The 25,179-nt window shown below is 64.6% G+C and carries 24 protein-coding genes; 8 read left to right on the top strand and 16 right to left on the bottom strand.

The window, feature by feature from the left end; genetic code table 11:
- Positions 1–50: 50 nt before the first annotated feature.
- Entirely contained in the window at positions 51–803 is a 753-nt protein-coding gene (locus tag ON058_RS02720) for an MBL fold metallo-hydrolase (protein ID WP_274667490.1), read from the bottom strand.
- A gap of 70 nt (positions 804–873) precedes the next feature.
- On the opposite strand from ON058_RS02720, the gene ON058_RS02715 reads away from it, so the two are divergent.
- On the top strand, positions 874–1,809 hold the full coding sequence (locus ON058_RS02715; protein WP_274667489.1) for a GlxA family transcriptional regulator: 936 nt from the start codon (positions 874–876) through the stop codon (positions 1,807–1,809).
- A gap of 101 nt (positions 1,810–1,910) precedes the next feature.
- Here ON058_RS02715 and ON058_RS02710 read toward each other — a convergent pair whose 3' ends face one another.
- Entirely contained in the window at positions 1,911–2,009 is a 99-nt protein-coding gene (locus ON058_RS02710) for an AURKAIP1/COX24 domain-containing protein (protein WP_005504750.1), read from the bottom strand.
- A gap of 68 nt (positions 2,010–2,077) precedes the next feature.
- Positions 2,078–2,317, bottom strand: coding sequence for a helix-turn-helix domain-containing protein (locus tag ON058_RS02705; protein ID WP_274667488.1), 240 nt, complete (start codon positions 2,315–2,317; stop codon positions 2,078–2,080).
- A gap of 183 nt (positions 2,318–2,500) precedes the next feature.
- Here ON058_RS02705 and ON058_RS02700 point away from each other — a divergent pair, with 183 nt between their 5' ends.
- The 3 genes from ON058_RS02700 to ON058_RS02690 are packed head-to-tail and all read left to right on the top strand — an operon-like array spanning position 2,501 to position 5,731.
- Positions 2,501–3,874 (top strand): TrkH family potassium uptake protein, encoded by a 1,374-nt coding sequence (locus ON058_RS02700; RefSeq protein ID WP_274667487.1) that lies wholly within the window; start codon positions 2,501–2,503, stop codon positions 3,872–3,874.
- On the top strand, positions 3,867–4,532 hold the full coding sequence (locus ON058_RS02695) for a TrkA family potassium uptake protein (RefSeq protein ID WP_274667486.1): 666 nt from the start codon (positions 3,867–3,869) through the stop codon (positions 4,530–4,532). The genes ON058_RS02700 and ON058_RS02695 overlap by 8 nt, the downstream gene beginning before the upstream one ends.
- Positions 4,529–5,731 carry a glycosyltransferase gene (locus tag ON058_RS02690; protein WP_274667485.1) on the top strand — a complete coding sequence of 401 codons (1,203 nt, stop codon included), beginning with the start codon at positions 4,529–4,531 and terminating at the stop codon, positions 5,729–5,731. Before ON058_RS02695 ends, ON058_RS02690 begins: the two co-directional genes overlap by 4 nt.
- On the opposite strand, the gene ON058_RS02685 is transcribed toward ON058_RS02690, so the two are convergent.
- The 10 genes from ON058_RS02685 to ON058_RS02645 all read right to left on the bottom strand — a co-directional run bounded on the left by ON058_RS02685 (position 5,728) and on the right by ON058_RS02645 (position 17,219).
- The gene (locus tag ON058_RS02685; RefSeq protein ID WP_274667484.1) at positions 5,728–7,473 is read right to left on the bottom strand and encodes a glycosyltransferase; all 1,746 of its coding nucleotides are present in this window, start codon (positions 7,471–7,473) and stop codon (positions 5,728–5,730) included. The two genes, ON058_RS02690 and ON058_RS02685, sit on opposite strands and share 4 nt — an antisense overlap.
- Positions 7,473–8,591, bottom strand: coding sequence for a glycosyltransferase (locus tag ON058_RS02680; protein ID WP_274667483.1), 1,119 nt, complete (start codon positions 8,589–8,591; stop codon positions 7,473–7,475). The genes ON058_RS02685 and ON058_RS02680 overlap by 1 nt, the downstream gene beginning before the upstream one ends.
- Positions 8,592–8,681: 90 nt before the next feature.
- A complete protein-coding gene (locus ON058_RS02675; protein ID WP_274667482.1) occupies positions 8,682–10,454 on the bottom strand; it encodes a glycosyltransferase family 4 protein in 1,773 nt (590 codons plus the stop codon).
- Positions 10,451–12,268, bottom strand: a complete 1,818-nt coding sequence (locus ON058_RS11135) for a glycosyltransferase (RefSeq protein ID WP_369334896.1) — start codon at positions 12,266–12,268, stop codon at positions 10,451–10,453. Before ON058_RS11135 ends, ON058_RS02675 begins: the two co-directional genes overlap by 4 nt.
- 21 nt (positions 12,269–12,289) lie before the next feature.
- Positions 12,290–13,036: an anti-sigma factor gene (locus ON058_RS02670; protein WP_274667481.1), complete on the bottom strand. Its 747-nt coding sequence runs from the start codon at positions 13,034–13,036 to the stop codon at positions 12,290–12,292.
- Entirely contained in the window at positions 13,023–13,622 is a 600-nt protein-coding gene (locus tag ON058_RS02665) for an RNA polymerase sigma factor (protein WP_274667480.1), read from the bottom strand. Before ON058_RS02665 ends, ON058_RS02670 begins: the two co-directional genes overlap by 14 nt.
- Before the next feature lie 2 nt (positions 13,623–13,624).
- Complete coding sequence (locus ON058_RS02660) at positions 13,625–14,350, bottom strand: class F sortase (RefSeq protein WP_274667479.1); 726 nt, start codon at positions 14,348–14,350, stop codon at positions 13,625–13,627.
- 79 nt (positions 14,351–14,429) lie between these two features.
- Positions 14,430–15,236, bottom strand: coding sequence for a DUF4397 domain-containing protein (locus ON058_RS02655; RefSeq protein WP_274667831.1), 807 nt, complete (start codon positions 15,234–15,236; stop codon positions 14,430–14,432).
- Between the two features lie 146 nt (positions 15,237–15,382).
- The gene (gene gdhA / locus ON058_RS02650) at positions 15,383–16,726 is read right to left on the bottom strand and encodes an NADP-specific glutamate dehydrogenase (protein WP_274667478.1); all 1,344 of its coding nucleotides are present in this window, start codon (positions 16,724–16,726) and stop codon (positions 15,383–15,385) included.
- Positions 16,727–16,808: 82 nt separating this feature from the next.
- Entirely contained in the window at positions 16,809–17,219 is a 411-nt protein-coding gene (locus ON058_RS02645) for a GreA/GreB family elongation factor (protein ID WP_274667477.1), read from the bottom strand.
- Positions 17,220–17,401: 182 nt separating this feature from the next.
- Here ON058_RS02645 and ON058_RS02640 point away from each other — a divergent pair, with 182 nt between their 5' ends.
- The gene (locus ON058_RS02640) at positions 17,402–18,394 is read left to right on the top strand and encodes a DUF4349 domain-containing protein (protein WP_274667476.1); all 993 of its coding nucleotides are present in this window, start codon (positions 17,402–17,404) and stop codon (positions 18,392–18,394) included.
- Between the two features lie 122 nt (positions 18,395–18,516).
- On the opposite strand, the gene ON058_RS02635 is transcribed toward ON058_RS02640, so the two are convergent.
- Positions 18,517–20,940 carry a glycosyl transferase gene (locus ON058_RS02635; protein ID WP_274667475.1) on the bottom strand — a complete coding sequence of 808 codons (2,424 nt, stop codon included), beginning with the start codon at positions 20,938–20,940 and terminating at the stop codon, positions 18,517–18,519.
- Positions 20,941–21,062: 122 nt separating this feature from the next.
- Here ON058_RS02635 and ON058_RS02630 point away from each other — a divergent pair, with 122 nt between their 5' ends.
- Positions 21,063–22,385, top strand: coding sequence for a glycosyltransferase (locus ON058_RS02630; RefSeq protein ID WP_274667474.1), 1,323 nt, complete (start codon positions 21,063–21,065; stop codon positions 22,383–22,385).
- Between the two features lie 47 nt (positions 22,386–22,432).
- On the top strand, positions 22,433–22,822 hold the full coding sequence (locus tag ON058_RS02625) for a hypothetical protein (RefSeq protein WP_274667473.1): 390 nt from the start codon (positions 22,433–22,435) through the stop codon (positions 22,820–22,822).
- Here ON058_RS02625 and wecB read toward each other — a convergent pair.
- Positions 22,819–23,862: a non-hydrolyzing UDP-N-acetylglucosamine 2-epimerase gene (wecB, locus tag ON058_RS02620; RefSeq protein WP_274667472.1), complete on the bottom strand. Its 1,044-nt coding sequence runs from the start codon at positions 23,860–23,862 to the stop codon at positions 22,819–22,821. The two genes, ON058_RS02625 and wecB, sit on opposite strands and share 4 nt — an antisense overlap.
- Before the next feature lie 120 nt (positions 23,863–23,982).
- Here wecB and dcd point away from each other — a divergent pair, with 120 nt between their 5' ends.
- Positions 23,983–24,558, top strand: a complete 576-nt coding sequence (gene dcd / locus ON058_RS02615; RefSeq protein WP_274667471.1) for a dCTP deaminase — start codon at positions 23,983–23,985, stop codon at positions 24,556–24,558.
- A gap of 14 nt (positions 24,559–24,572) precedes the next feature.
- Here the strand turns inward: dcd and ON058_RS02610 are convergent, their stop codons facing one another.
- On the bottom strand, positions 24,573–25,130 hold the full coding sequence (locus ON058_RS02610; protein WP_274667470.1) for a TetR/AcrR family transcriptional regulator: 558 nt from the start codon (positions 25,128–25,130) through the stop codon (positions 24,573–24,575).
- Between the last annotated feature and the right edge of the window lie 49 nt (positions 25,131–25,179).

Below are 25,179 nucleotides of genomic sequence, written 5' to 3'. Positions count from 1 at the left end.
CCCACCTAAGCGGGCGGCAAGCGCCGATGCCTCCCAGCACCGAAGGTGCGTCACACCACGGTTGGCACCCCGGGCTCCAGGTCCACCAGCCGGCCGGCCAGGCCCAGTTCACGGAGCCGCGCGACTGCCTGAGCCCGCTGCTCGGAGAAGTGTTCCCACCCGTCCGCATGCACAGGAACCACGGTCGCTGAGGGCCACCGCTGCATGACCTGAGCGGCGCGGTCCGCGTTCAACGTCAGCAAGGCAGGCCCGCGCATCGCCAACTGGGCGGCACCTACGCACAACAGAGCGACGTCAACGTAAGGGAACCGGTCCGCGATGGTGCCCGCAACCTCCACGGACGCGTTGTCGCCAGAGAAGTACACGGTGGGCCAGCCTTCCGCTTCCATCACAAAACCCACCACGGGTCCGGCGACCTCCACCAGTTCGAAGGGTCCGTGCTGGGCGGGAACTGCGGTGATGGTGACCTCGACATCCCCCTGGACTGTGTGGGTGTCTCCTGGTGCGACTCCCACGAAGCCGGGGTTGCGCTCTGCGCCCGCGACTGTGGTGATCGCAACGGTGCTGCGCTGGGCGTACTCGCGGCCTGCGTCGTCAAGGTTGTCGGGATGCTGATCGTGAGAGATCAGCACGACATCCGCGACTCCCACCTGGTCCGCGGTGAGCGCGGGCCCGTGGGTCTTCACCAGGTACGCATGCGGGCCCGGCTGGTCAAAGGTGGGGTCCGTCACGATGGTGAGGCCTGCATACTGCAGGACTGCTGTGGGACCGCCGATGAGTGTTGCTGTGATGATGTGTGTCATGACTTCATCGTGGCTGCGTGACTCCCACGATGGCGATGGCCCAATGGGCATGTACCGGTAGATTAGGGCCATGATCTCGGTTGCGGTGTATGCCTGCCCCGGCACAGAGTCTCACCTTCTGCCCACGGCACACGCGGTGTTCCGGGCCGCGTCCCGCGACGTGGACCGTTACGACGTCCGCTGGTGCACGACACACCCAGGGACTCTGCCCACCGCAGATGGTCTCGACATCACCGTTCAGCACGGCCTCGAAGCGCTCGACACCGCCGACGTGGTCGTGATCCCCACATGGAACCTCAGCATCGACCCGCCCCAGGCTTTCCTGGACGCCCTGCGCGCCGCCCACTCGCGCGGCGCCACCATCGTGGGCTTGTGCTTGGGAGCTGTGGCAGTCGCGGCATCGGGCCTCTTGGATGGCCGGCCCATGGCCACCCACTGGGCGTTCGCCGCGGACGTCGCCACGCGCTGGAGAGTCAATGTTGACCCAAGCCCGCTGTGGATTGACCATGGCGACGTCATCACCTCTGCTGGCGCGACTGCCGGCTATGACTGTTGCCTGCACCTGGTGCGCCGTCACTATGGCGCGGCAGTTGCCGCGACCGCCGCGTCCCGCCTGGTTCTGCCCCCGCACCGGGACGGGAACCAGGCTCAACACGCACGCCCCCTCACCGCGACCCCCACTGCGCCGCATGACATTTCCCGCGCCATGACGTACGCGCTTGAGCGGCTTGGCACTGCACTGACGCTGGATGAGTGGGCTGCAGCAGTGAACATGTCGCGGCGCACCTTCACCCGGCGGTTCCGCGCCGAATCGGGCCTCTCCCCCGCCGCATGGCTGCTGAACCAGCGCCTCGACTCCGCGCGGGTGGCGCTTGAACAGTCCGATGCGACGCTTGAGGACATTGCACACCGGCACGGGTTCGCGGACTCGTCCTCGCTGCGCAGCCACTTCCGTGCCAGGTTCAACGTGACACCGTCGGCGTACCGGCGCACGCATCAGGCCTAGCCAGGCGGGGGACGGTGCGCGGGCCAAGCAAAAACGCCCGCCCCACCGCAGGGTGGAACGGGCGTTGCGTGCGCGAAGGCCGGGACATGCCCGGCGTCACGCTACTTCTTGTTGCGGCGCTGGTGGCGAGTCTTGCGAAGCAGCTTACGGTGCTTCTTCTTCGACATACGCTTGCGGCGCTTCTTGATGACGGATCCCACGGAACCTACCTCGAATCGATCAGGGTGCTTTCGGCGTCCAGTACGCGCTGGACGCGACAGACAAGGGCCTAGCCTACCGTGCCGGAGCGGCGCTCGTCATCTTCGGCGGCAAAGCCACCCTGAAAGCCTGCTTGTTCCATGAACTGGTCGACTGCCGCGCGGGGTACGCGGTAGGACCGTCCGAACTGGACTGCGGGGATCTCCCCTGCGTGAACCCAGCGATACACCGTCATGCGGGACACGCGCAGAAGTTGCGCAACCTCAGCTACCGTGAGGAACGTTGTCCGGGACCCGCCATTGTCTGCCATGAAGTCATTCTCCCTCAGTGAACACTATCCGGCAGGTGTATCGGCCGAACCCTCCCTCTACTGTAGGGGCTGAAGTGACAGTTGTGAAGAGTGTGAAAGTTGCCGATGATGGGAGTGGCGGCTTTTTCACCGCCCGGATAGGTCCGCCGAGCACCGCGCATAACGGTGCATGTGAGGAGACGCATGGACACGCTGCGCGACGTGCGCGCCCGCGTGGGTGAGTGGTTCGGCCACGTAGCCCTGCGCTCCCCTTCGCGACTCGCTTTGGCGGCATTCGCACTGGTAATCCTGCTGTTCACCGCACTGCTGTCACTGCCCGCTGCCACCACGTCGGGGCAGCGAGCACCGTTCATCGACGCGCTGTTTACCGCCACATCGGCCGTCTGCGTGACAGGCCTGGTGACCGTCGATACCGGCACCTACTGGTCCCCCATTGGCCTCACCATCATCGCCACCGGCATCAAGGTGGGTGGCCTGGGGATAATGACGCTCGCCTCGCTCATCGGCTTGGCAGTGTCCCGACGATTGGGCCTCACTCAGCGCCTGCTCGCCGCCGGCGAGGCACGCGCCACCGGGCTAGGCGACCTGCGCTCGCTGCTGCGCACCGTGCTCATCGTGTCGACCAGCGTCGAGCTCGTGATCGCCGCCATTCTCATCCCGCGCTTCATCACGTTGGACTACGGGTTCTGGAAGTCCATCGGCTACTCCGTGTTCTACGGCATCTCCGCGTTCAACAACGCAGGCTTCACCCCGGACCCAGCCGGGCTCTACGGGTTCTCGCATGACTTCTGGGTCCTCATCCCCATCGGCCTGGGTGTGTTCATTGGCGGCCTGGGCTATCCGGTCTACCTGAACCTGATCCGCAACTGGCGGCACCCGCGGCGGTGGTCGCTCCACACCAAGCTGACGCTCGTGATGGTGAGCGCGCTCGCCGTGATCTCTGCCGGCCTGCTCGCCATCTTCGAATGGTCCAACCCCGACACCCTGGGCGACCACAGCGCAGCAGACACCGCCGGTAACCTCTTCTTCCAGTCCATCAACCAACGCTCCGGAGGGTTCGCGTCCTTCGACATTGGCCAGGCCCGCGAACAGACGTGGCTGTTGGAAGACGTCCTGATGTTCATCGGTGGAGGATCGGGCTCCACCGCGGGTGGAATCCGCGTCACCACGGTCGCCGTACTGCTGCTCGCCATTTGGGCAGAAGCTCGAGGCCGCCGCGACATGGAAGCGTTCGGCAAGCGCATCGGCACTGAAGTGCTGCGTGGCGCGGTCGCGATCACCATGATCGGTATCGCGATCGTCACCATCGGCACAGGCGTGTTCATGGCACAAACGGACATCCCGTTGGACCGCGCGCTCTACGAAGTGATTTCCGCATACGCGACCTGTGGTTTGTCGACCGGTATCACCGCAGACCTGCCCACCGAAGCGAAGACCACCCTCATCATCCTGATGTACGTGGGCCGTGTGGGGTCCATGACCATCGCCGCCGCGCTAGCGTTGAACAAGCAGCGCCGCGTTATCCGCTACCCGTCAGAAAGGCCGATCATTGGCTAGCAACGACTCCACCGCATCGGGCGTCCTGGTCGTAGGCCTGGGCCGGTTTGGCTCCGCGCTTGCCGACAACTTGGACGCTATGGACGTTGAGGTTCTCGCCGTCGAACGTGATCCTGCGCTCGTGGAGCGCTGGTCTAAGCGCATCCCCGTGGTGGAGGCCGATGCCGCGGACCCCCGTGCGCTTGAACAGTTGGGCGCCAAGGACTTCAGCGCCGCCGTCGTGGGGGTGGGAACGTCGCTTGAGGCGTCCGTGCTGATCACCGGAAACCTGGTCGACATTGGGATGCCGGAGATTTGGGCGAAGGCCATCTCCGATGAGCACGCCCGCATCTTGCGCCGTATTGGTGCCCACCACATTGTGTTGCCCGAGTCCGATGCCGGTGTCCGCGTGGCGCACTCGGTGGGTGGCCGCATGCTGGACTACATCGAGATCGACGAGGGCTTCACGATCGTCAAGATGAGCCCACCCAAGGAGACGCACAACTTCACGTTGCGTGAGCTGAACTTGCGGGAGAAGTACGGCATCCAGGTGATCGGTGTGATGAGCCCGGGTGAGGACTTCGAGTACGGCTCCAAGGAAACGGTTATTCACGCCGACGACCTGCTGGTCATTGGTGGCGACGGTGACCTAGTGGAACGGTTCGCGCAGCGGCCGTGAACCTCGCGAACCTCAAGGGCTCGATCCGCGCCGCACAGTACAGCGCTGGGCCACGGGCTCACGCATGGATCGAGACGATGCGGTGGGTCCCGAGTGCCCGCCGGGCGGCCGATGCGCGCTCGCCATGGAGCGGCACCGCCCCAGCGCAGGCTCCCGTGCGGGTACTCATTGCGCCAGCGAACTTCGCGGGGCAGGCGCATGCGTGGGCTAGTGCGCTGACGAGCGCGCGCCCCGACATTGTTGCTCAGACGTGGACTCATACGGGGACTGCAGGTTTTGATTTTCCGTCCACGCACCGGACCCCACGGGAAAGCGCAGGGTTGTCACGGGCGTGGCAGCGTGAAGTGTTTGACGATGTGAGCCGCCACTTCACGCACGTGATGCTGGAGTCCGGCAGGCCGTTGTTTGGCAGGCTCTTTGGCTTCGAGGTGCTCGCCGAGGCGGAGGCGTTGCGTGAGCGCGGGGTGAACGTCTCCATGCTGTGGCACGGCACGGACATCCGCCGCCCTTTAGTGGAACGCGAACACAACCCAGCATCACCGTTCTGGGATGCGCACAAGAAGGGCCATATTCGTGCGCTGGAGGCGCGCGCTCAACGCAACGGGCACATTGCCGCAGCTTGGGATGGTCCGCAGTTCTTCACCACGCCTGATCTAGCGGAGCATGTCCCGCACGGCACGTGGGTCCCGGTGGTGGTCCCGCAGTCGCCATGGCGAGAACTTGATGCCCCGCCATGGGTGGCGCCTTTGCGGGTGCTGCACCTGCCGTCCAATCCGTGGATCAAGAACTCTGCTCCGTTGCGAGCCGCTGCTGCTGCGGCACCGGATGTGGCGTGGAACTTTGCCGCGCGGATGCCGTCTGCCGAGGTACCTGCTGCAGTGGAGGGTGCCGATGTGGTCGCGGATCAGTTCGGATTGCACCTGTATGGCGTTGCGGCCGTGGAGGCGATGCATGCGGGCCGTGCCGTGGTGAGCTTGGCGGGCGCACCCCTGCGGGACGCGGTACAGCGCTTCACGGGAGAGGACCTTCCGGTGGCGGCATGCGAAGCGTCGCAGGTCCCAGAGTTGATCACACAGTGGCAAGCGGATGGCTCACAAGCGCGTGAACTTGCGGAGCGAGGCCGGGAGTTTGCGGCACGATGGCATACCGGGACCCAGACTGCAGAACGCCTCGTAGAAGCCTGGGGGCTCGACGACTAGTGCTCTGGCGTCCAGTGGTCAACGTCGCTCAGGCCAATGACGGGCGCGCTGATCTTCTCTCCCAGGTGCTCCGCGAGGACGCGGTTGTCGCGGTCGGCCCACACCACAAGGTCGATGCCGTGTCCATGCACGGTTTGTGACACATGGGCGACCACACCGTCGCGTAGTGCGGGACTGGCGAGTGTCCGTGCGCGCATCTGTGCGCGCCGCGGAGTGCGGCGCCTTTCCCACCCTTTTCCGAACCGGGTGACGAGCCGATGCGCTGCGCTCGACACCCGTTGTGCGGCGGGAAAGGCTGCGCCGACCCCTGCGAAGGTGCGGGCGGTCACGCCCACCGTCCAGGCGGGCGCCGCGTCCAGGAACCACGTCTCCGCCCGTGCCGTGAGCGTGCCCCCCACCTGTGATTGCACGTTGACGACCGTGGCGCGCGGGTCTGTCATGACTTCCTCTGCCCTGCCGCCCACGACCACGGTGACGTCACAGTCACGGCCGATGAGTTCCGGAACGGCGTACCGAACTGCGTGTTCGCCCGCGCCGGTGGCGGCGGTGATCAGGATTCGTGCGCGCGACGGCCCCTCCACATGCCAGTCCTCACCACGCGACACTCGCACGAGTCGTTCGCCGAACCCGGTGGCGCCGTAAGCATCGACGATGCTCTGGCGGGCAGCCGCAGCGTCACCTGGTTGGGCCACGAGGGACGTCCAGGCGTCGACAACATCGGCGGCGGTGGCAGTCAAGGGCACCAGGGCGGCACGGTTCGCGGCGACAGCTCCACGCAGCGTTTCCTCCGGGCCCGCACATGCGGTCGCGATGACTCGTGATCCCGCCGCGATTGCTTCCACCACCGTGAGGCCGAAGGTCTCGAACTGGGACAGATGCACCAGCGTGCCGTGGCTACGCATCAGCGCCGCCACTTCGTCACCACTACGCGGCCCCACGAACTCCACCCGGTGCTGAAGCCCATACTCCGCGACCGCCGCACGCAGCCGTTCCTCCAGTGGGCCACCACCCACCATGGTCAAGGTCAGGCCGGAGTCGGGATGGCGCTGGCAGGCCAGTGCGAACGACTCCAGCAAGGTCAGCACACCCTTGCGTTCAATGAAGTTGCCCACGAACAGCCACCGATTCTTGGTGACCTCCGGCTCCGTTTCCAGTGAACTCGGTCCAGTGGCGGGGGCGAACACGGAGACGTCGACGGGGTTGCCGGCGGTGACCACTCGGTCGCGCAGTTCCGGGAACGCCAAGCGAACCATGCGGGCAGTGTCTTCGCCGACCACGAGGTGTGCCGTGGTGCGGTCCACCACGTCCCGGTATGCGGCGTTCGCAACAGGGTGTGCCAGCAATGTGGGCAGGTAGGTCGCGTGTTCGATCGTGACCAGGCGCTGGCGGTCCTGCAGGAGCGCCGCCACCGCAACTCCCGATGGCATCCCCACGTGCGCATGAATCACATCGGCAGCGTCGAGCGCTTCACTGGCATGCGCTCGCAACTCTTCACGGTGACGGATCGCGGTATCCGCCCGTGACAGCATCGGATCGTGCGCCACGGGGATACGGATCAAGTTTCCCCAGCCGTACGTTTCGCGTTCCACGGGGAAGTGCTCGTTCGCGGGCACGTCAAGGCAATGAACCACAGTCACGTGATCGGGGTCGAGCACCATCGCCCGTACCCATTCACGGACAAACGTTCCCGAGTAGGGGCTGACCGCGCTGGGGAACCACGGCGTCACCACCGCGACCCGCATCAGTCCCTCCCCAAGTGTTCCTGGATCGCCACTGCGAGCCTGCGACTGCCCTGCAGGTACTGTTCGGCACCGCTGGCCCACGCTGCGGCGCGGTGAGCGACATCCGCATGGCCGTCGGGGTCGGCTTGCCACGCTTCCAGCATGTGGACAGCTTCATCTACGCCGGACACCACCTGTCCCCCGCCGGATTCCTCGACCAGGCGAGCCTGCACCGGAAGATCGGTCGCCACCACGGGGATGCCATGCGCCATGTACTCGTACACCTTCGACGGCGCCGCTTCCCGGAAGGCAGGGGTGTCGTGGAGCATGCAGAAACCTACCCACGCGCCATCCGCCAAAGCCCACGAGTCGTCGGGCCGCATACGGCCATGAATGCGGACCCGGCCTCGCAGCGCGGCGGCCCTCGCATGGGCTTCCTCAACGTCGTGCGGAGCGATGGGACCCACCAAATCGAGAGTCCAGTCGGGGCACCGCTCAAGAACCTCAAGCATGTCGAACAGTCCACGGGTGCGGCGCAGGTCGCCCACATAGACGGCGCGGGGAGTGGCATCGCGCGGAGATGCTCCCACTCCGTCGGGCACGTTGCGCACCACGATGCGGTCCGTGACGTCACGCATGAGGTGCGAGTCCGCCACGACCGTGATGTCTGCGGACCGGGCGGCTGTGGACCCCATCCGGGCCAAGGCGGCGCCACCAATCTTGACCAAGCCGCGTGACCAGGAGCGGTCTTGTAGGACGGCCTGATAGTCCTCGTGAACATCGGCCACAAAAACCTGTGCGCTTCGCTTGGCCACCTGGCTACACGCGTACGCGCTTTCGGGGTCCAGCGAGATCAACACCCGCCCTTGGGCGTCACGGGCATACCGTTGCGCAAGCGCAAGTCGCTTCCACAACGGCGGGCGGGGACTCACCACGGTGTGAACGGATCCGCTGGGGGCGTCTGCGGCGTCTCCCAGAGCGAGGACCTCGACGGCCATGCCGGCCGCGGTGAGCGCGGCTACGTGACGGTGCAAGCGTGCGTCCGCAATGTCATGCCCGGAGGTCACGATGCTCACATCCGGCTGGGCTGCACTGCTACCAGCCCGGCTTGTGCCCGTCGACTGACGCAGCTCAATCACCCACTTTCCTCACGCTGGTTCGACAATACTCAATCGCACGGCAACGTTTGACGCACCTCGGCGAGGGATAAGCAAATCTTCACGGAATAGTCAGCGCACCTGCGCGGTGCGAGCAATGTGGTCCGCCACTACTTCCGCGATTCCCGCAGCGCTTGCATCGACACGTTGCGAACTGAACTCGCACTCTTTCTCCAGCGCTGACAAGAGCGCCTTTGCTTGACCGTCACACACAATCCATGGCGCGCCGTCATGCAGCAAGCGGTCATCAGCCGCACGGATGGCTGCACTCACAGGTGCCGCGACCTTCCCAAAGGGTCCGGCGATCCCTCGCGGTTGCATCGTCACGGCCCGCTTCTTCTGACGGGCGGCGTCGATACGGCGGCTAATGGCCTTGCGCAGCGAGCGCCCGTACTTTCCCACGGACCCGCCCAGGCGCCCTAGACGCGCAGCAATCCATCGGGCAGGAATACCCACCACCAGCACCGGCCAGATGTACAGCACCCGCAGATAGAGGAACGCGCCTGGCGCGGTACCCACACCGCTCAGGTCAACACCGATGGCGCGCGGGTCCAGGACGCTCAGTTCCCGCGCAGGAGATGACGCCACCACGGGCACTGCCCCTGCCCCCACCACCACGGCAGCGAGGTGTTGGGCGAGTCTCAATCCCTGCCTGGATGTTGCCAACACACCCACCTTGGGGGCGCCTACGGGTGCCGTGAATGGGTTGCCACCTGCGGACACTTCACGCAGATGGTCACCGAACGCGTGGGCGCCGTACCGGGTTCGCAGGTGGTCCGCTGCGGTAAACCGTGCGTCAGGCAGCCGTGCCGCGAAATCGTCTAGCAGGTCTAGGTCCTCAGGCCTAGCGTCCACATGAAGCAGCAGCGCCTGTCCCGCGTCGAAGGCTTCCGCCAGGGTGTCTTGCGGCCCCCCGCACCGCGTCGTCACCACGGCCGCGCCACACATCGCCGCCTCGACCACCGTGAGCCCAAAGGTCTCTTTGTGGCTGAGGTGGACCAGGACATCGGCCTGACGCATCATGTCGCCCAGCTCCGCGGCGGTTTTGGATCCCACCAAGTGGACCTCGTGTCCCCACGGCGAGGCATCCGCGATGGCTCGCACCTCAGCGGATGCCGACCCCTGGCCTGCGAAGGTGAACGAGCCGGGCTGATCTGGATGCCGGTCCCGCCACGCGATGTACAGAGTGACGGCGCGCGCCACACCCTTGGCCTCCGTGATGTTGCCGGCGTACAACCAGTGCTGAAGGTGCGTGGGCGCGCTCTCGCGGGGGAAGAAACAGTCGTCGTCGACGGGGTTACCAACCGCGACAATCTTGTCGCGCTGTTCCGGGAACGATCCCCGGACCATCCGCGCTTCACGCTCACCCGCCATGAGGTGCATGAGGCTCGACTCCAGCAGCTCCCCATACGCGGGCCGAGTGTCGTCCTGTTTCAACAACGTCGTCAGGTAGGAGGCGTGCTCAATGGTGACGATGCGGGCATGCGGCGGGGGGACCTGCGTGACAGCCCACGCCGTGGGTAGACCCACGTGGGCGTGCACCACGTCCGCATCCCAATACTCCTGTGGTGCATGGTCGGTGAGCGCCTGTGCTTGGGCACGCGCAACATCGATGCGGGGGGCGTTCGGTTCGAGCTCGATGGGAATCCTTACCACGGTGCCCCACGGTTCAGTGCGCCGTTCGGGAGCGGTCTCAGTGCCGGGTGCCACCACGTGAAGGTGGATGACGGTGACGGTGGACGGCTCTGCCTGGAGCGACCGTGTCCATTGACTGACGAACGCGCCAGCGAACGGGGCATCGGGAGTCGCGAACCACGGTGTAACGACCGCAAATCGACGAGTCATGACGCCGGTCGCTTCGTCAACACGAGGGCCGCCTGAGATACCTGGCCCGCTACCGCTTCTACCAAGGCGTGCCCCCGGTCCGGAGTCCCTGTGCGCTCCGACTGTCGAAGTAGCGTCGGGCGCTTCAACGAGAGCACCAGCGCGACTGCCACAACGGCCCTCGCCCGGCGGTCGAGAACGACCCATGTGACCCGGCTTGCGTTTCGCAGACTCTCATTGCGAGCCAGCTTCATGGCAAGGGCCAAACATGCGAGAGGTCCTAGTGCCCTGGAGTCACGATGTACAGAAACTTGTGCTTGAAAGGAGTTCCTTACGGAGTCCAACTTGCGCCCAGCCTCGCGCCTACGCCGACGAGCTTCTGGCCCTCCGCGTCGATCATCCGCCGCAAGACGCTGGGCATGCGAGAACCGAATCCGCGCTACCGGACCATGCACAAGCAAGCGCATCCACTGGCGCACACTGCGCAGATGACTAAGAGCCCACTTTGGCGACGTATCGACAATGTCGATTCTGGCATCGGGACCACCGACTGCCAGGGCGGACCGCACGGCCAAAGTACCGAAGCCGGCCGAGTCAAGCGCGAGCCGAACAAGACCATACCCCCTCTCTGCATCGCCTGGCCGTGTTCCTACGACTGCGACGCGATCGACGCTCCCGGCACCCTCGCCTTCGGGCTGACCGAAACTCATGCGTGACAGTTGTTCGCCGAAACTACTGGCGCCATATTTGACACAAAGGCCATTCAGCACCATAGAGTCCATTGACTCCGGAAGATTCCTCTCGAAATCTAGAATGCGATCGATGTCACCGTGCTGCGCCTCAGGGGCAAGTAGCAGCGCGTCTCCGGACTCGACAGCGACCGCCATGGTCTCCTCCGGCCCACCGCATCGCGTCGAGATCACAGGTAACCCCGTTATCGCGGCCTCGACCACCGTCACGCCAAAGGTCTCGTGTTGTGACAAGTGCACGAGTACGTCAGCTTCCCGCATCGCACGCGCCACTGCAACACGTTGAAGCGGCCCGACGAACTTGATCTCATCAGCGTAGGGACTTGAAGCAGCGATGCCGCGGAGTTCCTCTTCCAGCGGACCCATACCGGCGAGCACGAGTTCCCCGAAGCTTCTCCCGTTCGCGGCGCGCCACTGCGAATACAAGTTGATCAGCCGGTCTACTCCCTTGACCGGCACGAAGTAGCCAACGTACAACCAACGATCCAAGGGCCTCCGGCTATGGTCATCGTTGGGCGCGAACACTGTGGTGTCGATGGGATTCCCTACCGCACGGATCTTTGTACGCTCGGAGGGAAAAACGGCACGCAAGATACGGGCCTCCGAGTCTCCCGCGCAGAGTAGGAGGTCACTCGCTTCCAACAATGTGCGATACGCGGCACGGCCTTCGTCATCACGAATCTTCTTGCGCATGAACGTGGCATGCTCGATCGAAATCAGTCGGGCACCGCGGGGCTTGTTCTGCGCAACGGCGTAGCCGGTTGGTAACCCGACGTGAGCATGGACAACCTTTGCATGCCAGTACTCGTCAGGCGCGTGCTTAGCAAGGGCCTCCGCATGAAGGCGCGCGATCCGCGCTCTATGCCATTCAGGGGACACAGCGACAGGGATCTCCAGCACTCTCGCCAGCTCATGCTCCCGAGTCACGGGTGAAGTCGGGGAGCCTAGTGGCACGGACCGCAGGTGAACGATTAGAACCTCATTGGGGGGGAGCCCCAAAGAACGCGTCCATTCCGCGACGAACGCGCCAGCGAACGGGGCATCGGGAGTCGCGAACCACGGTGTAACGACAGCAAGACCAAGCATGGATGAATGCTAGTCGAGTGGCTACAAGTCCAAGACCCCTCGCGTGACGGAGTCGCCAGAGTGCGCCGGGTTTCCATCCACGGGCTCGATCGAGATGTCCACGATCGGATAGAGCGTGATGTCGAAGCCCTCGGGCAGCACAAACTCCGTGCGCTCCCCCGTGAGGTGTCCCAGGCTGACCATGCCTTCAATGTTCTGGTCGATCAGCCACACTTCCAGGTAGGCGTCCGTGAGGTCCTCATAGTCGGTTTCGACCACAAGGACACGGGTGCCGTCTTCCCGCACTTCCACATCAGCGGTTCCGGCGGAGGACTCGGTTTGCAGTTGCGCGAGCGGCGCACTAGCGACCAGTTCCGACGCTTCCTGCGTGGGGCCTGTAGCGAGGGACACTCCAAACCCACCCACGACCACGCCCACCGCGGCAGCGGCAGTGAGTGCCCACCACGACGTGTTCCGTTGAGCTCGCCGGGCTGCCAGTTCATCTGTCGCGCCTGCTGGCGCCGCGCCGGGCTGAACTGTACCAGTCTGTGCGTTCCCGGCCTGGGCTGTACCCGTCTGTGCCGCGATGGCGTCCCAGACGTGAGCCGGCGGTGCCTCAAGCGGGCCGCGTGGAGCATCGGCCCCCAGCGCAGACAGCGAGCCCGTGACTCGTTCAAAGTCCGCGAGCGCCTCCGCGCATTGCGGGCATGAGGTGGCGTGAGCCACGTCAGCGTCGGTGCCGTCACCGAGCACGATCGCGGCAAGCGCATCATCATCAAGATGCGACATCGGACACCTCCCATCGGTGGCGTAGTTCGGTCAGACTGCGGCGTAGGTGACTCTTGACAGTACCGAGCGGCATGTCGAGCCGGGTGGCGATTTGTTGATGTGTGGCGCCTTCAAAGTAGGCGAGCGCCACGATCCGGTTCCGCGGGTCGCCGAGCGCTTCAACCTCGCAGGCCAGCAGCACTGCGTCGACGTGGTCGGCACCCACGGTGGGGACGTGTTCTTGGGCGGCTTGTGCGCGGCGTGCCTCGCGGGCGCGAGCGGCGAGCGCATCGGCGATGCGACGCTTGGCGATTCCCACGGTCCAGCCGCGGAGATCGCCGCGATCGGGGTCGAAGGTTTCGCGTGCTTTCCAGGCGGAGACGAAGGTCTGTTGGGTGACGTCTTCTGCGTCGGCAGCGGAGCCGAGTGCCCGGACTGCGAGCGTGTACACCAGGGATGACACATCCCGATAAAGCTCCTCAAGTGCGGAGTCATCCCCTGCAGCAAAGGCGTGTGCCAGCGCGGCTCCGCCTGCCGTGGACGAGGGCAACTCCATCAACGAGCCTTCCGGGGTGGGGGCCGGCGTGGGGCGCCGAACCGTTGTCACGCTCACGGTACGGCATCCTCACCCGCAGATGCACCATCAGTGCCGGTGCGGACGGCAGTGACGATGACGTTGTCGTCGTAGTGGCCACGGCCCGCATCCCAGCGGCCTCCACAGGTGACGAGCACTACCTGAGAATCGCCGGAGTTTGCGAACACGGCAGCGAGGTCAACGTCGCGCTTGTCGGTTTGCTCCACCTCGGTCACTTCATACGTGATGGTGAGGCCCGATGCCGTGGTCACCGTAACGCCGGCACCTACCGCGATCTGCGGGAGCCTGCCAAACGGACCGAGCCCGTCGGGGTCGTCCACATGGGCTGCCATGACCGTGTTGCCAGGTTCGAGCGGAGCGGGCCCGAACTTGTACCAGCCCGCCACGTCAGCATCCTGGGGGATCTCCATGGTTCCGTCGCGTTCAACCCCCACAGCGTCCACCGTCATCGCAATGTCCAAAGACGGCACGGTCACGGATGCTGGCTCATCGACCGGTGCGGCCTGGGGTTGGTCCTGCGGGTCCGAGGACTGGATGGGGATGTCGCCGAACGCTTGTGACGTCGCCTCTCCAGCTGTCCCTTCTCCAGCGAGCGTCCCTGCGCTCACTGCGGGAAGGGGGCTGGCACTGGAGGTCGCCGCGGCCGGGGCATCGGCCTCCTGACCTCCCGCAGCACACCCCGCCAGAGCGACCGCAACAACCATCGCCACCACTGCTGGTGTTCCTGGTGACCGAAGCATCGTCCCTCCTTATGGTGAGTGCCAAGCGGAAAAGGAGCGGGGAGGGTGCGCCGGGGAACGCACCCTCCCCTGGTGTGGGTTAGCGACGCGACAGACGGACGCCCAGGCCGGCAAGGCCCAGCATCGCGAGGACACCGCCGATGGTGACGGCCATCGGGATAGAGCCCTCATCTGCGTAGCCGTACTGACCGGCCTCCACGCCCATCGGAGCAGCGGCGTGAACATCAACGGTCTGAACAGCGACAGCAAGAGTGTCGTCAGCGGCCGAACCCCACGCGTAGACGATGGTGTTCACACCATCGGCAACCTCAACATCTGTGGGCCCCAGCACGGGGTCCGTCTCACCCGTCAGTGACACGGCTGCTTCATAGGTAGCGGCGGGGACATCACCCATGACCTCGTCCGGGTTGGCAAGGTTCTCGAACAGGACGTTGCCGTCGGCCCACACGTCCACCGCGGGAGCAGCAGCCGTGTGACGCACCGTCAGGCGGCCCTCACCAGCAGCGGTCTCAGAGATGTCGTTGGTGAACAGGTTGGCGGTGGCAGCACCGTCGGCGTCCAGGTGGGCGACTGCGGTGTAGCTCATGTCGGCCTCAAGGGTGAGGTCGATGGGGCCCAGCACGGGGTCGGAGTCGTCGGCAGCGTCCGTGGCGGTCAGCGCCACGGTGTAGGTGCCGGGCTCCAGGTCCAAGGGTCCGGCAAGGTCACCGGGCTGGAAGTCGTCGATGGTGTTCTCACCGTTGACGTAGACGTCGACGGGAGTGTCCGGAATGCCGTGGAGGACGGACAGTTCTGCCATCCCGTCCTCGACGGCGAAGGCGGGTCCAGCAAGTCCTGCTGCGAGCAGGGTGCCGGCTGCAGCGCCGGCGAAGATCGAAGTGCGCATCATGCTCTCCTTACCTCTGGTGGTCACGTGGCCGCCGGGGTGCGACCTCGTTACTGACCACTTCTGGCGGGAGATGCGGTTTGGATGCACACCACCTCAAATTATGCTCACAGTGAACAGGGGCCGATGTTGGGGAGACAGTTCGCTCAGATCACCCCAAACGCCAACATCGCATCAGCAACCCTGGTAAACCCAGCAATATTCGCCCCCGCCACATAGTCACCGGGCGCGTCATAGTCATCCGCCGTCGTCACACACCGGTCATGAATCTCCGTCATCGTGGCCCGCAGACGCTCATCGGTATGCGCAAACGTCCACGAATCCCGCGACGCGTTCTGCTGCATCTCCAACGAGCTCGTCACCACCCCGCCCGCATTCGCCGCCTTGCCCGGCGCAAAGGCCACACCCGCCTCACGGAACATCCGCACAGCATCGGGCGTACACGGCATGTTCGCGCCCTCAGCGACCACCTTCACTCCCCCACCAATCAAGTGAGCGGCTTCACGGGAACCCACCTCGTTCTGCGTCGCACAAGGAATCGCCACGTCACACGGCACCTCCCACACCGAGCCGCCCTCAACAAAGCGCGCACCCCGCTCACGGGCATAGTCAGCAACGCGGCCACGCCGCGCCAACTTCACGTCCTTCAACAGGTCAATGTCCAAGCCCGCCTCATCCACGACATAGCCGCCGGAGTCAGAACACGCCACCACCACCGCCCCCAACTCCTGCGCCTTCTGCGCGGCATGAATCGCCACATTGCCCGAGCCCGACACCACCACCCGCTGACCGTCCACATCACGGCCGGCTGTCGCCAACATGCTCTGCACAAAGTAGACGGCACCAAAGCCCGTCGCCTCCGTGCGCACCTGAGACCCGCCCCACGTCAAACCCTTACCCGTCAACACCCCCGACTCGTAACGGTTCGTCAAACGCTTGTACTGGCCAAACAGGTAGCCCAACTCACGTGCACCCACGCCCGTGTCCCCCGCAGGCACATCGGTGTACTCACCCACATGCCGGTGCAGCTCCGTCATGAACGACTGACAAAACCGCATCACCTCGCCATCACTACGGCCCTTGGGATCAAAGTCAGAACCGCCCTTGCCGCCACCCAACGGCATCCCCGTCAACGAGTTCTTGAAAATCTGCTCAAACCCCAAGAACTTCACAATCCCCAAGTACACGCTCGGATGGAAACGCAACCCACCCTTGTACGGACCCAGAACTGAGGAGTACTCGACCCGGAAACCACGATTGACCTGGACGCGCCCAGCATCGTCCACCCACGGCACCCGGAAAATGATCTGCCGCTCCGGCTCACACAGACGCTGCAGCACCTGCGCATCGGCATACTCCGGATGCTTCACCACCACCGGGCTGAGGGTCTCGAACACCTCACGCACAGCCTGATGAAACTCCGCCTCAGCGGGGTTGCGCTTCACGACCTCGTCAAAGACGGGAACAAGCTTGGAATGCAATGCGGACATACGGAGGAACCTCTTCCAAAGAAGGCCGGTTCCGTGTCCCAGGCGGTGGTGCCGGGATGCGATCCCGGCAGATGTGCGGGGATCAGGTGACGGGGTGCGCCTGAACGATGGTCAGGGTGCGGGGACCGCGGGGAGCGTCAATGGTGGCCTGGTCACCCGGGAACAGGCCATTGATAGCAGCGCCCAACGGAGACGTGGGCGAGTACACAGGCAGGTCAATCGTGGGATCCAACGCCAGCATGGCGCGGTCACCCAAGACGAACTCGGTGGTGTCACCGTTGTCATCAAAACGGACCGTGACCCGCATCCCTGGCTCCACCAAACCGTCATCCGGCATGGTCGACACCTGCGCCTTGGCCAACAAGTCGCGCAGCTCCGCAAGCCGCGCACGTTCCGTGGCCGTCAGCTCTCGTCCGTCGATCTCCAGGGTTGCCTGCTCGGCGAGCAAACGCTCGTGCGCGGCGGCAGTCATCCACACCACGTCCGTGGCCATGGGGCATCGGTCCTTCTGTTCGTACCCCAGCCCACCTGGCAGGAGGTAATTCGGAGCATCTTACGCACGTCCACACAAAAGGGCCACTTCCAGGCGAAAGAGGCGCCACCGGGCATGAGTACGGCACGGCGGCGGTCCACCCAGGCACCCAACGTTTTGCGCGCACAGGCCGTCTCACTTGTATGAGCACTCGCAAGCAGGCCACGAGCAGGCACTCCATTGGTACGCACGCCATGGACACGCACACCGGTACGTCAACGCCGTACCTCCGTTGGGTTGCTCTCGTGGCGGCCATCCTTGTCGCGGCATGGCTGCTCGCCGCATGCTCCTCCAGCGGTGACTCCGCAGGTGAGTCTGCGGACTCCCGCATGTACGACCCCTCCGCCGCCATGGAAGACATGGCCGTCGAAGGCGTGGTGGACGAGGCCACGACGTACTCCGCAGACCGGACCACCCAAGAAACTGGCGGCGACCGTTCCGTCATCGTGACCGGGTCCATGTTCATGACCGTCGACAACCCCACAGAAGCCACCGCACGTGCCGCATCGATCGTGACCGGCGCCGGCGGGCGGATCGACGGCCGCAGCGAAACCGCTCCCAGCGACTACGACGGCGGCGCCGCCTGGCTGACACTGCGCATCCCGGCCGATGCGCTCGACACAGTGATCGACGACCTGCGCGAGTTGGGAACGGTCGACGAACTCAACACCAGCGCCCGCGACGTCACCGTCGAAGTGACGGACCTGGAAGCCCAAATCTCCACGCTGCGCGCCTCCACCGAACGGATTCAGGGGCTCCTGGACCAGGCCGAAAAGATCGAGGACATCATCGCCCTCGAAAACGAGCTAGACAGCCGCCGCTCCGAACTCGAAAGCCTGGAAGCACGCCAGCGTGGACTCGACGACCAGGTGTCGATGTCCACTCTGGAACTGTCGCTGACCACCGAGCCCGCCGTCCCCGTCGACGACAACCCCGACTCCTTCTGGGGCGGCCTCCAGTCAGGATGGGAGTCGCTCGTGGCCTTCGTGTCCGGAAGCCTGGTCGTGACCGGCGTGCTGCTGCCGTGGCTTGGAGTGCTGGCCATTCTGGGCACGGTCGTGGTCGTGATCGTGCGCAAGCGTCGCCGCACCCGCGCCACGGCCACGCCCACGCCCACGCCCACCGAAGCCCCGTAACCCCAGCGCCCCGGGGCCCGGGGTCACGCCCCTTCTTTCCCGTCAATTGGAGCCATCTTCCTGTTTCAGTTAACTAAAACCACCAAATGGAGCCATTTGACGGGAAAGAAGATGGGGCGGGGTTAGACCGTGACTTCCACTTGCACCGTCGACCCAGCCGGGGCGTACGGCACCACCGTGCCCGCGATCGTCTCTCCGTCCACGGTGACCACGGCATCGGCCCCACCCGAGTTCGTGACGGTGATCACGTACGTGGCACCCCGGATCACGCGGGTGACGGTGTACACACCGATGTCGGCGCCGATGCGCGGCTCCACAATCAAGCCGTCGTAGCCCGGCCGCACACCAAGCAGGTACTGCGAGACAGCCACAAAGTTCCACGAGGCTGTTCCGGTGAGCCACGAGTTCTTCGCTTCACCGTGACGCACCGCATCCTTGCCGGCGATCATCTGCGCGTACACATACGGCTCCAGCCGGTGAACCTCAGACTGCTCCTCGCGGTAGGCCGGAGCGATCTGCTTCCAGTACTGCCAGGCCTGCTCGGAGCGGCCCAGGAGCGCTTCACCAATGATGATCCATGGGTTGTTGTGGCAGAAGATTCCCGCGTTCTCCTTGTAGCCGGGCGGGTAGCTGGTGACCTCTCCCAGCTCGACGTGATACTCCGTGTAGGCGGGGTTCAGCAGGACGATGCCGTGATCAGTGTTGAGGCGTTCGTGGACCGAGTCCAGGGCGGCCACGGCTTTGCCGTCATCGAGCCCCACGCCACCCATGACGGCCCAGCCTTGAGGTTCGATCCAGATCTGGCCCTCGGCGTTCTGCGCCGAGCCCACCTTGTCACCAAAGTAGTCGTAGGCACGCAGGAACCATTGCCCGTCCCAGCCGTGCTCCGCGGTGACCTCACGCATCTGGGCGACGGCGGCATCGGCGCGTTCCGCTTCAGCCGTGTCTCCCCTACGGCGTGCCAGCTCCGCATACTCGGGACCGATCGCGCAGAACATCGCGGCAATCATGATCGATTCGGCCACACCGCCCGTACGGTTGCCGGTGGTCTGGAACGACTCCCCTGGTTCCGTGGAGAAGCAGTTGAGGTTGAGGCAGTCATTCCAGTCCGCGCGGCCAATCAGCGGCAAGCCATGCGGACCGGCCTTGTCGAGCGGGTGGTTGAAGGAACGGCGCAGGTGCTCCATGAGGGTGTCGGCTTGAGTGTCGTCGTTGTCGAACGGCACCATCTCATCGAGGATTGCCTCGTCGCCGGTCTCCTTGATGTACGCCGCAACACCCAAGATCAGCCATAGCGGGTCGTCGTTGAAACCTGAGCCCAGGGCATGGTTTCCGCGCTTGGTAAGCGGCTGGTACTGGTGGTACGCGCTGCCGTCGGGGAACTGCGTGGCCGCAATGTCGAGGATGCGTTCGCGGGCCCGCTCCGGCACCAAGTGCACAAATCCCAGCAGGTCCTGAGACGAGTCCCGGAAGCCCATGCCACGCCCCATCCCGGTCTCAAAGTAGGACGCCGAGCGGGACATGTTGTACGTCACCATGCACTGGTACTGGTTCCAGATGTTGACGGAACGGTCCAGACGGTCGTCTGGAGAGGACACCGTGTAGGACCCCAGGAGGTCGTCCCAGTACTCCTGGAGCCGGGAGAACTCCGCATCGGCAGCATCGGACGTCGCAAAGCGTTCCAACAGTGCGCGGGCGCCTGCCGTGTTCGCGACACCGGGCGCCTCCCACTTGTCCTCCGGATCGTTCTCCAAGTAGCCCAATGTGAACACGTAGCGCTTGGACTCTCCGGGAGCGAGCTCCACGCTCAGATGGTGGGAGCCAATGGGATACCACCCGGACGCCACCGAGTTTCCGCTGACGCCGGCGTGAGGGACGGCCGCTTCGTGGAAGCCGTTGCCCAGCCCCAAGAAGGTGTCGCGGTCGGTGTCGAAGCCCGCCACCGGGGCGTTGACGCCATAGGCGGCGTAGTGGTTGCGGCGCTCGCGGTACTCGGTGAGGTGATAGATCGCACTGCCGTCCACCTGGACCTCGCCGATGGACAGGTTGCGCTGGTAGTTGGTTTGGTCGTCTTCCGCGTTCCAGAGGCAGAACTCCACGAAGGAGAACAGCGACACCTGCTTGGCCGCGTCCGTGGTGTTGGTCAGGGTGACGTGGTGAATCTCCGCATTGGTGTCCACGGGCACAAACATGAGGACCGATGCTTCGAGTCCGTTGCGTGTGCCGGTGATCTGGGTGTAGCCCAGGCCGTGGCGGGTTTCGAAGTGGTCCAGTTCCGTCTTGTAGGGGCGGTACGAGGGGCTCCAGACATCGCCGCCATCGTTGATGGTGAAGATACGGCCGCCGTCGTCAACGGGGGTGTTGTTGTAGCGGTAGCGGGTGAGGCGACGGAGTTTCGCGTCGCGGTAGAAGGCGTAGCCACCACCGGTGTGCGACACGAGCGAGAAGAACTCCTGCGTCCCCAGGTAGTTGATCCAGGGGTAGGGAGTGTGGGGCGTCGTGATGACGTACTCGCGCGCTGCGTCGTCGAAGTGGCCGTACTTCATTGGAGAGCCTTCCATTGAGGGTGATCGCGACCCATGCTAGCGAGGAAATCGAAACGTTGCGACTGTTTCTCGTAACGTTTCGAAATTGGCGTGATTGCACCACCGTGGAACAATGAGCAACCGTGACCGCTTCAACACCTCACCTCATCTACATCGCGTGGGGCTTCGCCCCTGCCCGTACAGGCGGGGTCTACCGCGCCGTCGCTACTGCGAACGCGTTCGCAGGGGCGGGTTGGAAAGTGACCGTTGTCGCGGCCGAAAGCGATGCCTACGCACGGTACGTCGGCGTCGACACCTCCATGAACGACGCCGTCGACCCCCGCGTCACCGTCGAACGCGTGCCCTTCACGTGGGCTGCTCGTGAGACAGATCTTTCTCGGATGCCTCTAGTGCAAGGACTAACCTTCGGTAAAACCTACAATCGCATCCGATCGCGGCTAGACGGTCTCGCTTTCCCCGAAAGCAACTACGGACAATGGCGCGGCGCCCTCGAAGACGCACTCGAGCGCATCCACGACCGTGACCCCGCAGATCTGGTGGTCGCCACCGCCAACCCCAACGTCGACTTTCAAGGCGCCTACCACCTACACAAGAAGGCAGGCGTGCCCTTCGTGATGGACTACCGCGACGGCTGGCGACTCGACGTGTTCGACGGCGGCTACCTCTTCCCCGAGAAGTCACGCGTGGGACGGCTAGAAAAGAAGTACCTGCAGGCCGCACACGAGGTGTGGTTCGTCAACGACGCCATCCGTGAGTGGCACCGCAAGGAGTACCCCTTCGCCGCAGACAAAATGCAGGTCGTCATGAACGGCTGGGACCCCGCGCTCTTCGGAGAACGCAACGTTGCGCTTCCCGTCGCCAATCCTGACGCGCCGCGGTTTGGCTACCTGGGCACCATCACCCCCAAAGTCCCCCTCGAACCGCTCATGAAGGGCTGGACACTCGCCAAGGCACAAGGCCACATCCCCGCGGCATCGACCCTGGAGGTGGGCGGATACCTAGGCTACTTCGCCACCCCACGCGGCGACCTCGCCACCCTGCTCGACGACGCTCGCGACGCCGGTGTCACGTTCATCGGCCAAGTACACAAAGGCCAAGTCGCCGAGTTCTACGCGCGCCAAGACGCCCTGGTCCTGGCGCTCGGCGAAGGCCGGTACGTCACCTCCGGCAAAGTGTTCGAATACGTGGCCACAGGCAAACCCATCGTGTCCGTCCACGCCCCCACCAACGACTCCTCCAACGTGCTCCGCGACTACCCGCTCTGGACAGCAGTACCCGACGTCACGCCAGAAGCGATCGCCACCACCCTGGGCGACACCGTGAAGCTGCTCCACTCCGCCACCACCGCCGACTACGCCCGGGCCCACGCCGCAGGTGAGAAGCTGCGCCGCGACGCACAGCTCACGCCACGCATCGGCTCCCTCACCCAGGAGGTCACACCGTGACTCACGTCGTTATCCTCAGCGCGCAAGAGCTTAGACGGTCTTCCGCCATGCAGAGCTATGTTGACCAGTTTCGTGGCGTTGGTGCGACCCAGGTGTCGATCATCACGCTTGGCCAACTCTCGAAGTGGCGCCCGACAGATCCGGTTCCCTACGTGCTCGACACGCGGGCCGTCGTCAGAGTTCAGAGACGCGACAGAGTCTCACGCCGCGTGATCATGCCGCTCGCAAACCGCACCAAACGGTTGAGAATGTGGTGGGGCTTGGCGAGGAACAAGCCCGCGCGGCAACTACTCGCAACAGCTGACCTTGTTTACGTCGATCAGGTGGCTGCAGTCCCCACTGCATGGCTCGCGTCGCGACGTACACCCACGACGCCGTATGTCACATCTCCTGCGCGCGCCACATACTTGATCGGACAGATCGCTGACAGCGCCTAACCCAAGATCAGTGCGGACGCCACAGCTTCCGCAGCGTGCCCGTCACCGTAGGGAGCCTTGCGTGCAGCGGTCGGACGGTCGCGCTTGAGCGCCTCTGCAAGATCGGCAGGATCCGCTACTAGGACGTTCCAGCCGTCGTGCAGCGTCTCCACCCACTCCGTCTCCGTGCGCAACGTGGTGCACGGACGGTCAAGCAGGTAGGCCTCCTTCTGGAGACCACCAGAGTCCGTCACCACGCCCGCGGAACCCAGCACCGAGGCAACCATCTCCGCGTACGGCACAGGGCTGTGAAGTTCGATGGAACCCTGCGCTAGCTCGATTCCGAACTGCTCAGCCTTTGCTCGTAGGCGGGGGTGCGCCAGCAGGCGTACGGGCAGCGGTGCCGATGCCAGCGCATCGATGATCGCGCGCAAACGGTCCGGGTCGTCGGTGTTTTCTGCCCGGTGGATCGTTGACAGAAGATAGGGCGACTCACTGGTGCCACCGCCGGCGGCAAGGACTGCGTCACGGACAGTGAAGCAAACGTCCACCATCACGTCTCCGACGACTCGGGTGATCCCAGCAAGCCCCTCGTTCGCAAGATGGCCCTGAGCCACGTCAGTGGGAGCGAGCAACAGGTCCGCGCAGTGATCGGTCATCACACGGTTGTGTTCCTCTGGCATGCGCTTGTTGAAGCTGCGCAGCCCTGCCTCGAGGTGAGCGACCGGGATATGGATCTTCACCGCGGCAAGTGCTGCTGCAAGCGTCGAGTTCGTGTCGCCGTACACCAACACCCAGTCCGGGTTGTGCTCCAAGAACACGGGCTCCAGCGCTGCCAGCATTGCACCCGTCTGTGCACCGTGAGACCCCGAACCCACGCCCAGGTGAACATCGGGCGCAGGGATGGACAGCCCCTCAAAGAACACGTCCGACATATCCGCGTCATAGTGCTGACCTGTGTGGACAATGACGTGGTCAATCCCTGCGGCGGAAAGCGCCTGAGCGACCGGTGCAAGCTTGACGAACTGGGGGCGGGCGCCCACCACGCTGATGACCTTCATGGGCAACTACTGTAGAGCGTCAATCCGGAGCACGCTGTCCGCCACAACTCAGCCCGCGCATCGGCCCCCTCCCCCACCACATGCGGTCTCCCACGCGAACCACCCGGCTAGGATGCGATTATGTTGCTCTCCGACCGCGATATCCGAGCCGAAATCACCGATGGCCGCGTGGCACTGTCGCCCTACGACGCCACCATGATCCAGCCGTCCTCCATCGACGTCCGGCTCGACAAGTTCTTCCGCGTCTTCGACAACCACAAGTACGCGGCCATCGACCCGTCAGCGGAGCAGTCCGAACTCACCCGGCTCGTTGAGGTCGAAGGCGACGGACCCTTTGTGTTGCACCCCGGCGAGTTCGTCCTGGGCTCCACCTACGAATCCGTGACCCTTCCCGACGACATCGCAGCCCGCCTCGAAGGCAAGTCGTCACTCGGGCGCCTGGGACTGCTGACCCACTCGACCGCGGGCTTCATCGACCCCGGATTCGAAGGCAACGTCACACTCGAGCTGTCGAACATGGCGACACTGCCCATCAACCTGTGGCCCGGAATGAAGATCGGCCAGTTGTGCTTCTTCCGGCTGTCCTCATCCGCCGAGCACCCCTACGGTTCTGACCGCTACGGCTCCCGCTACCGCGGCCAGCGCGGCCCCACGGCGTCCAAGAGCTACCTGAACTTCCACCGCACGGACGTGTAAGGCGCACGGCCGCGCTAGCGCGGGTCAAGCAAGCCCACGGCCGCCGTCTTTGCGCGAGCGATGGGCGCCGCATCCCCTGACGCCTTTGCGGCAATCATGGCGCCGTCGTAGATCATCGCGATCGTGTCGGCGCTCGCCGCATCCCCGGTGACCGCCGTGAGGTGACCCACAATGTCCGCATAGTGTTCGCGCACCACCGCCATGGCATCGGCGTTACCGGGCACCTCCACTGCTGCTTTCGTGAACGGGCAGCCATGAAAATCGCCCTGCTCGATCGTGCGCTCCACGTCTTCAAACAGCGCCGCTACCCGGGCCGATGCCGGGGCGTGCGGGTCGTCATACTCGTGTGCCGCGGCGCGGGACTTTTCGAGCTTGCCGCGTAAGTACTCGGCGACTAGTTGGTCTTTGGAACGGAAGTTGTTGTAGAGCGTGGCTTTGGTGACGCCCGCGCGGGCTGCGATGGCTTCGACTCCGGTGGTGTTGATGCCCTCGCAGTAGAACAACTCTTCGGCGGCGCGCAGGAGGCGTTCGCGGGCAGTTCCGCGCTTGGCGGTGGGCGCTGTCTCAACCATGAACTTGATTATACCGACCGGTCTAGTTACCCTGCCACTATACCGACCG

It is taken from the genome of Demequina sp. B12, from assembly GCF_028823635.1.
GTDB lineage: Bacteria > Actinomycetota > Actinomycetes > Actinomycetales > Demequinaceae > Demequina.
The sequence above is the reverse complement of the archived record's forward strand: the minus strand, read 5'-3'. Positions and strand labels throughout refer to the sequence as shown.

Coding starts and splice junctions, on each gene's coding strand:
- ON058_RS02720 (WP_274667490.1), bottom strand. CDS start 803: ATGACACACATCATCACAGCAACACTCATCGGCGGTCCCACAGCAGTC.
- ON058_RS02715 (WP_274667489.1), top strand. CDS start 874: ATGATCTCGGTTGCGGTGTATGCCTGCCCCGGCACAGAGTCTCACCTT.
- ON058_RS02705 (WP_274667488.1), bottom strand. CDS start 2,317: ATGGCAGACAATGGCGGGTCCCGGACAACGTTCCTCACGGTAGCTGAG.
- ON058_RS02700 (WP_274667487.1), top strand. CDS start 2,501: ATGGACACGCTGCGCGACGTGCGCGCCCGCGTGGGTGAGTGGTTCGGC.
- ON058_RS02685 (WP_274667484.1), bottom strand. CDS start 7,473: ATGCGGGTCGCGGTGGTGACGCCGTGGTTCCCCAGCGCGGTCAGCCCC.
- ON058_RS02675 (WP_274667482.1), bottom strand. CDS start 10,454: ATGACTCGTCGATTTGCGGTCGTTACACCGTGGTTCGCGACTCCCGAT.
- ON058_RS11135 (WP_369334896.1), bottom strand. CDS start 12,268: ATGCTTGGTCTTGCTGTCGTTACACCGTGGTTCGCGACTCCCGATGCC.
- ON058_RS02670 (WP_274667481.1), bottom strand. CDS start 13,036: ATGTCGCATCTTGATGATGATGCGCTTGCCGCGATCGTGCTCGGTGAC.
- ON058_RS02660 (WP_274667479.1), bottom strand. CDS start 14,350: ATGCTTCGGTCACCAGGAACACCAGCAGTGGTGGCGATGGTTGTTGCG.
- ON058_RS02655 (WP_274667831.1), bottom strand. CDS start 15,236: ATGCGCACTTCGATCTTCGCCGGCGCTGCAGCCGGCACCCTGCTCGCA.
- gdhA (WP_274667478.1), bottom strand. CDS start 16,726: ATGTCCGCATTGCATTCCAAGCTTGTTCCCGTCTTTGACGAGGTCGTG.
- ON058_RS02645 (WP_274667477.1), bottom strand. CDS start 17,219: ATGGCCACGGACGTGGTGTGGATGACTGCCGCCGCGCACGAGCGTTTG.
- ON058_RS02640 (WP_274667476.1), top strand. CDS start 17,402: ATGAGCACTCGCAAGCAGGCCACGAGCAGGCACTCCATTGGTACGCAC.
- ON058_RS02635 (WP_274667475.1), bottom strand. CDS start 20,940: ATGAAGTACGGCCACTTCGACGACGCAGCGCGCGAGTACGTCATCACG.
- ON058_RS02625 (WP_274667473.1), top strand. CDS start 22,433: ATGCAGAGCTATGTTGACCAGTTTCGTGGCGTTGGTGCGACCCAGGTG.
- wecB (WP_274667472.1), bottom strand. CDS start 23,862: ATGAAGGTCATCAGCGTGGTGGGCGCCCGCCCCCAGTTCGTCAAGCTT.
- dcd (WP_274667471.1), top strand. CDS start 23,983: ATGTTGCTCTCCGACCGCGATATCCGAGCCGAAATCACCGATGGCCGC.
- ON058_RS02610 (WP_274667470.1), bottom strand. CDS start 25,130: ATGGTTGAGACAGCGCCCACCGCCAAGCGCGGAACTGCCCGCGAACGC.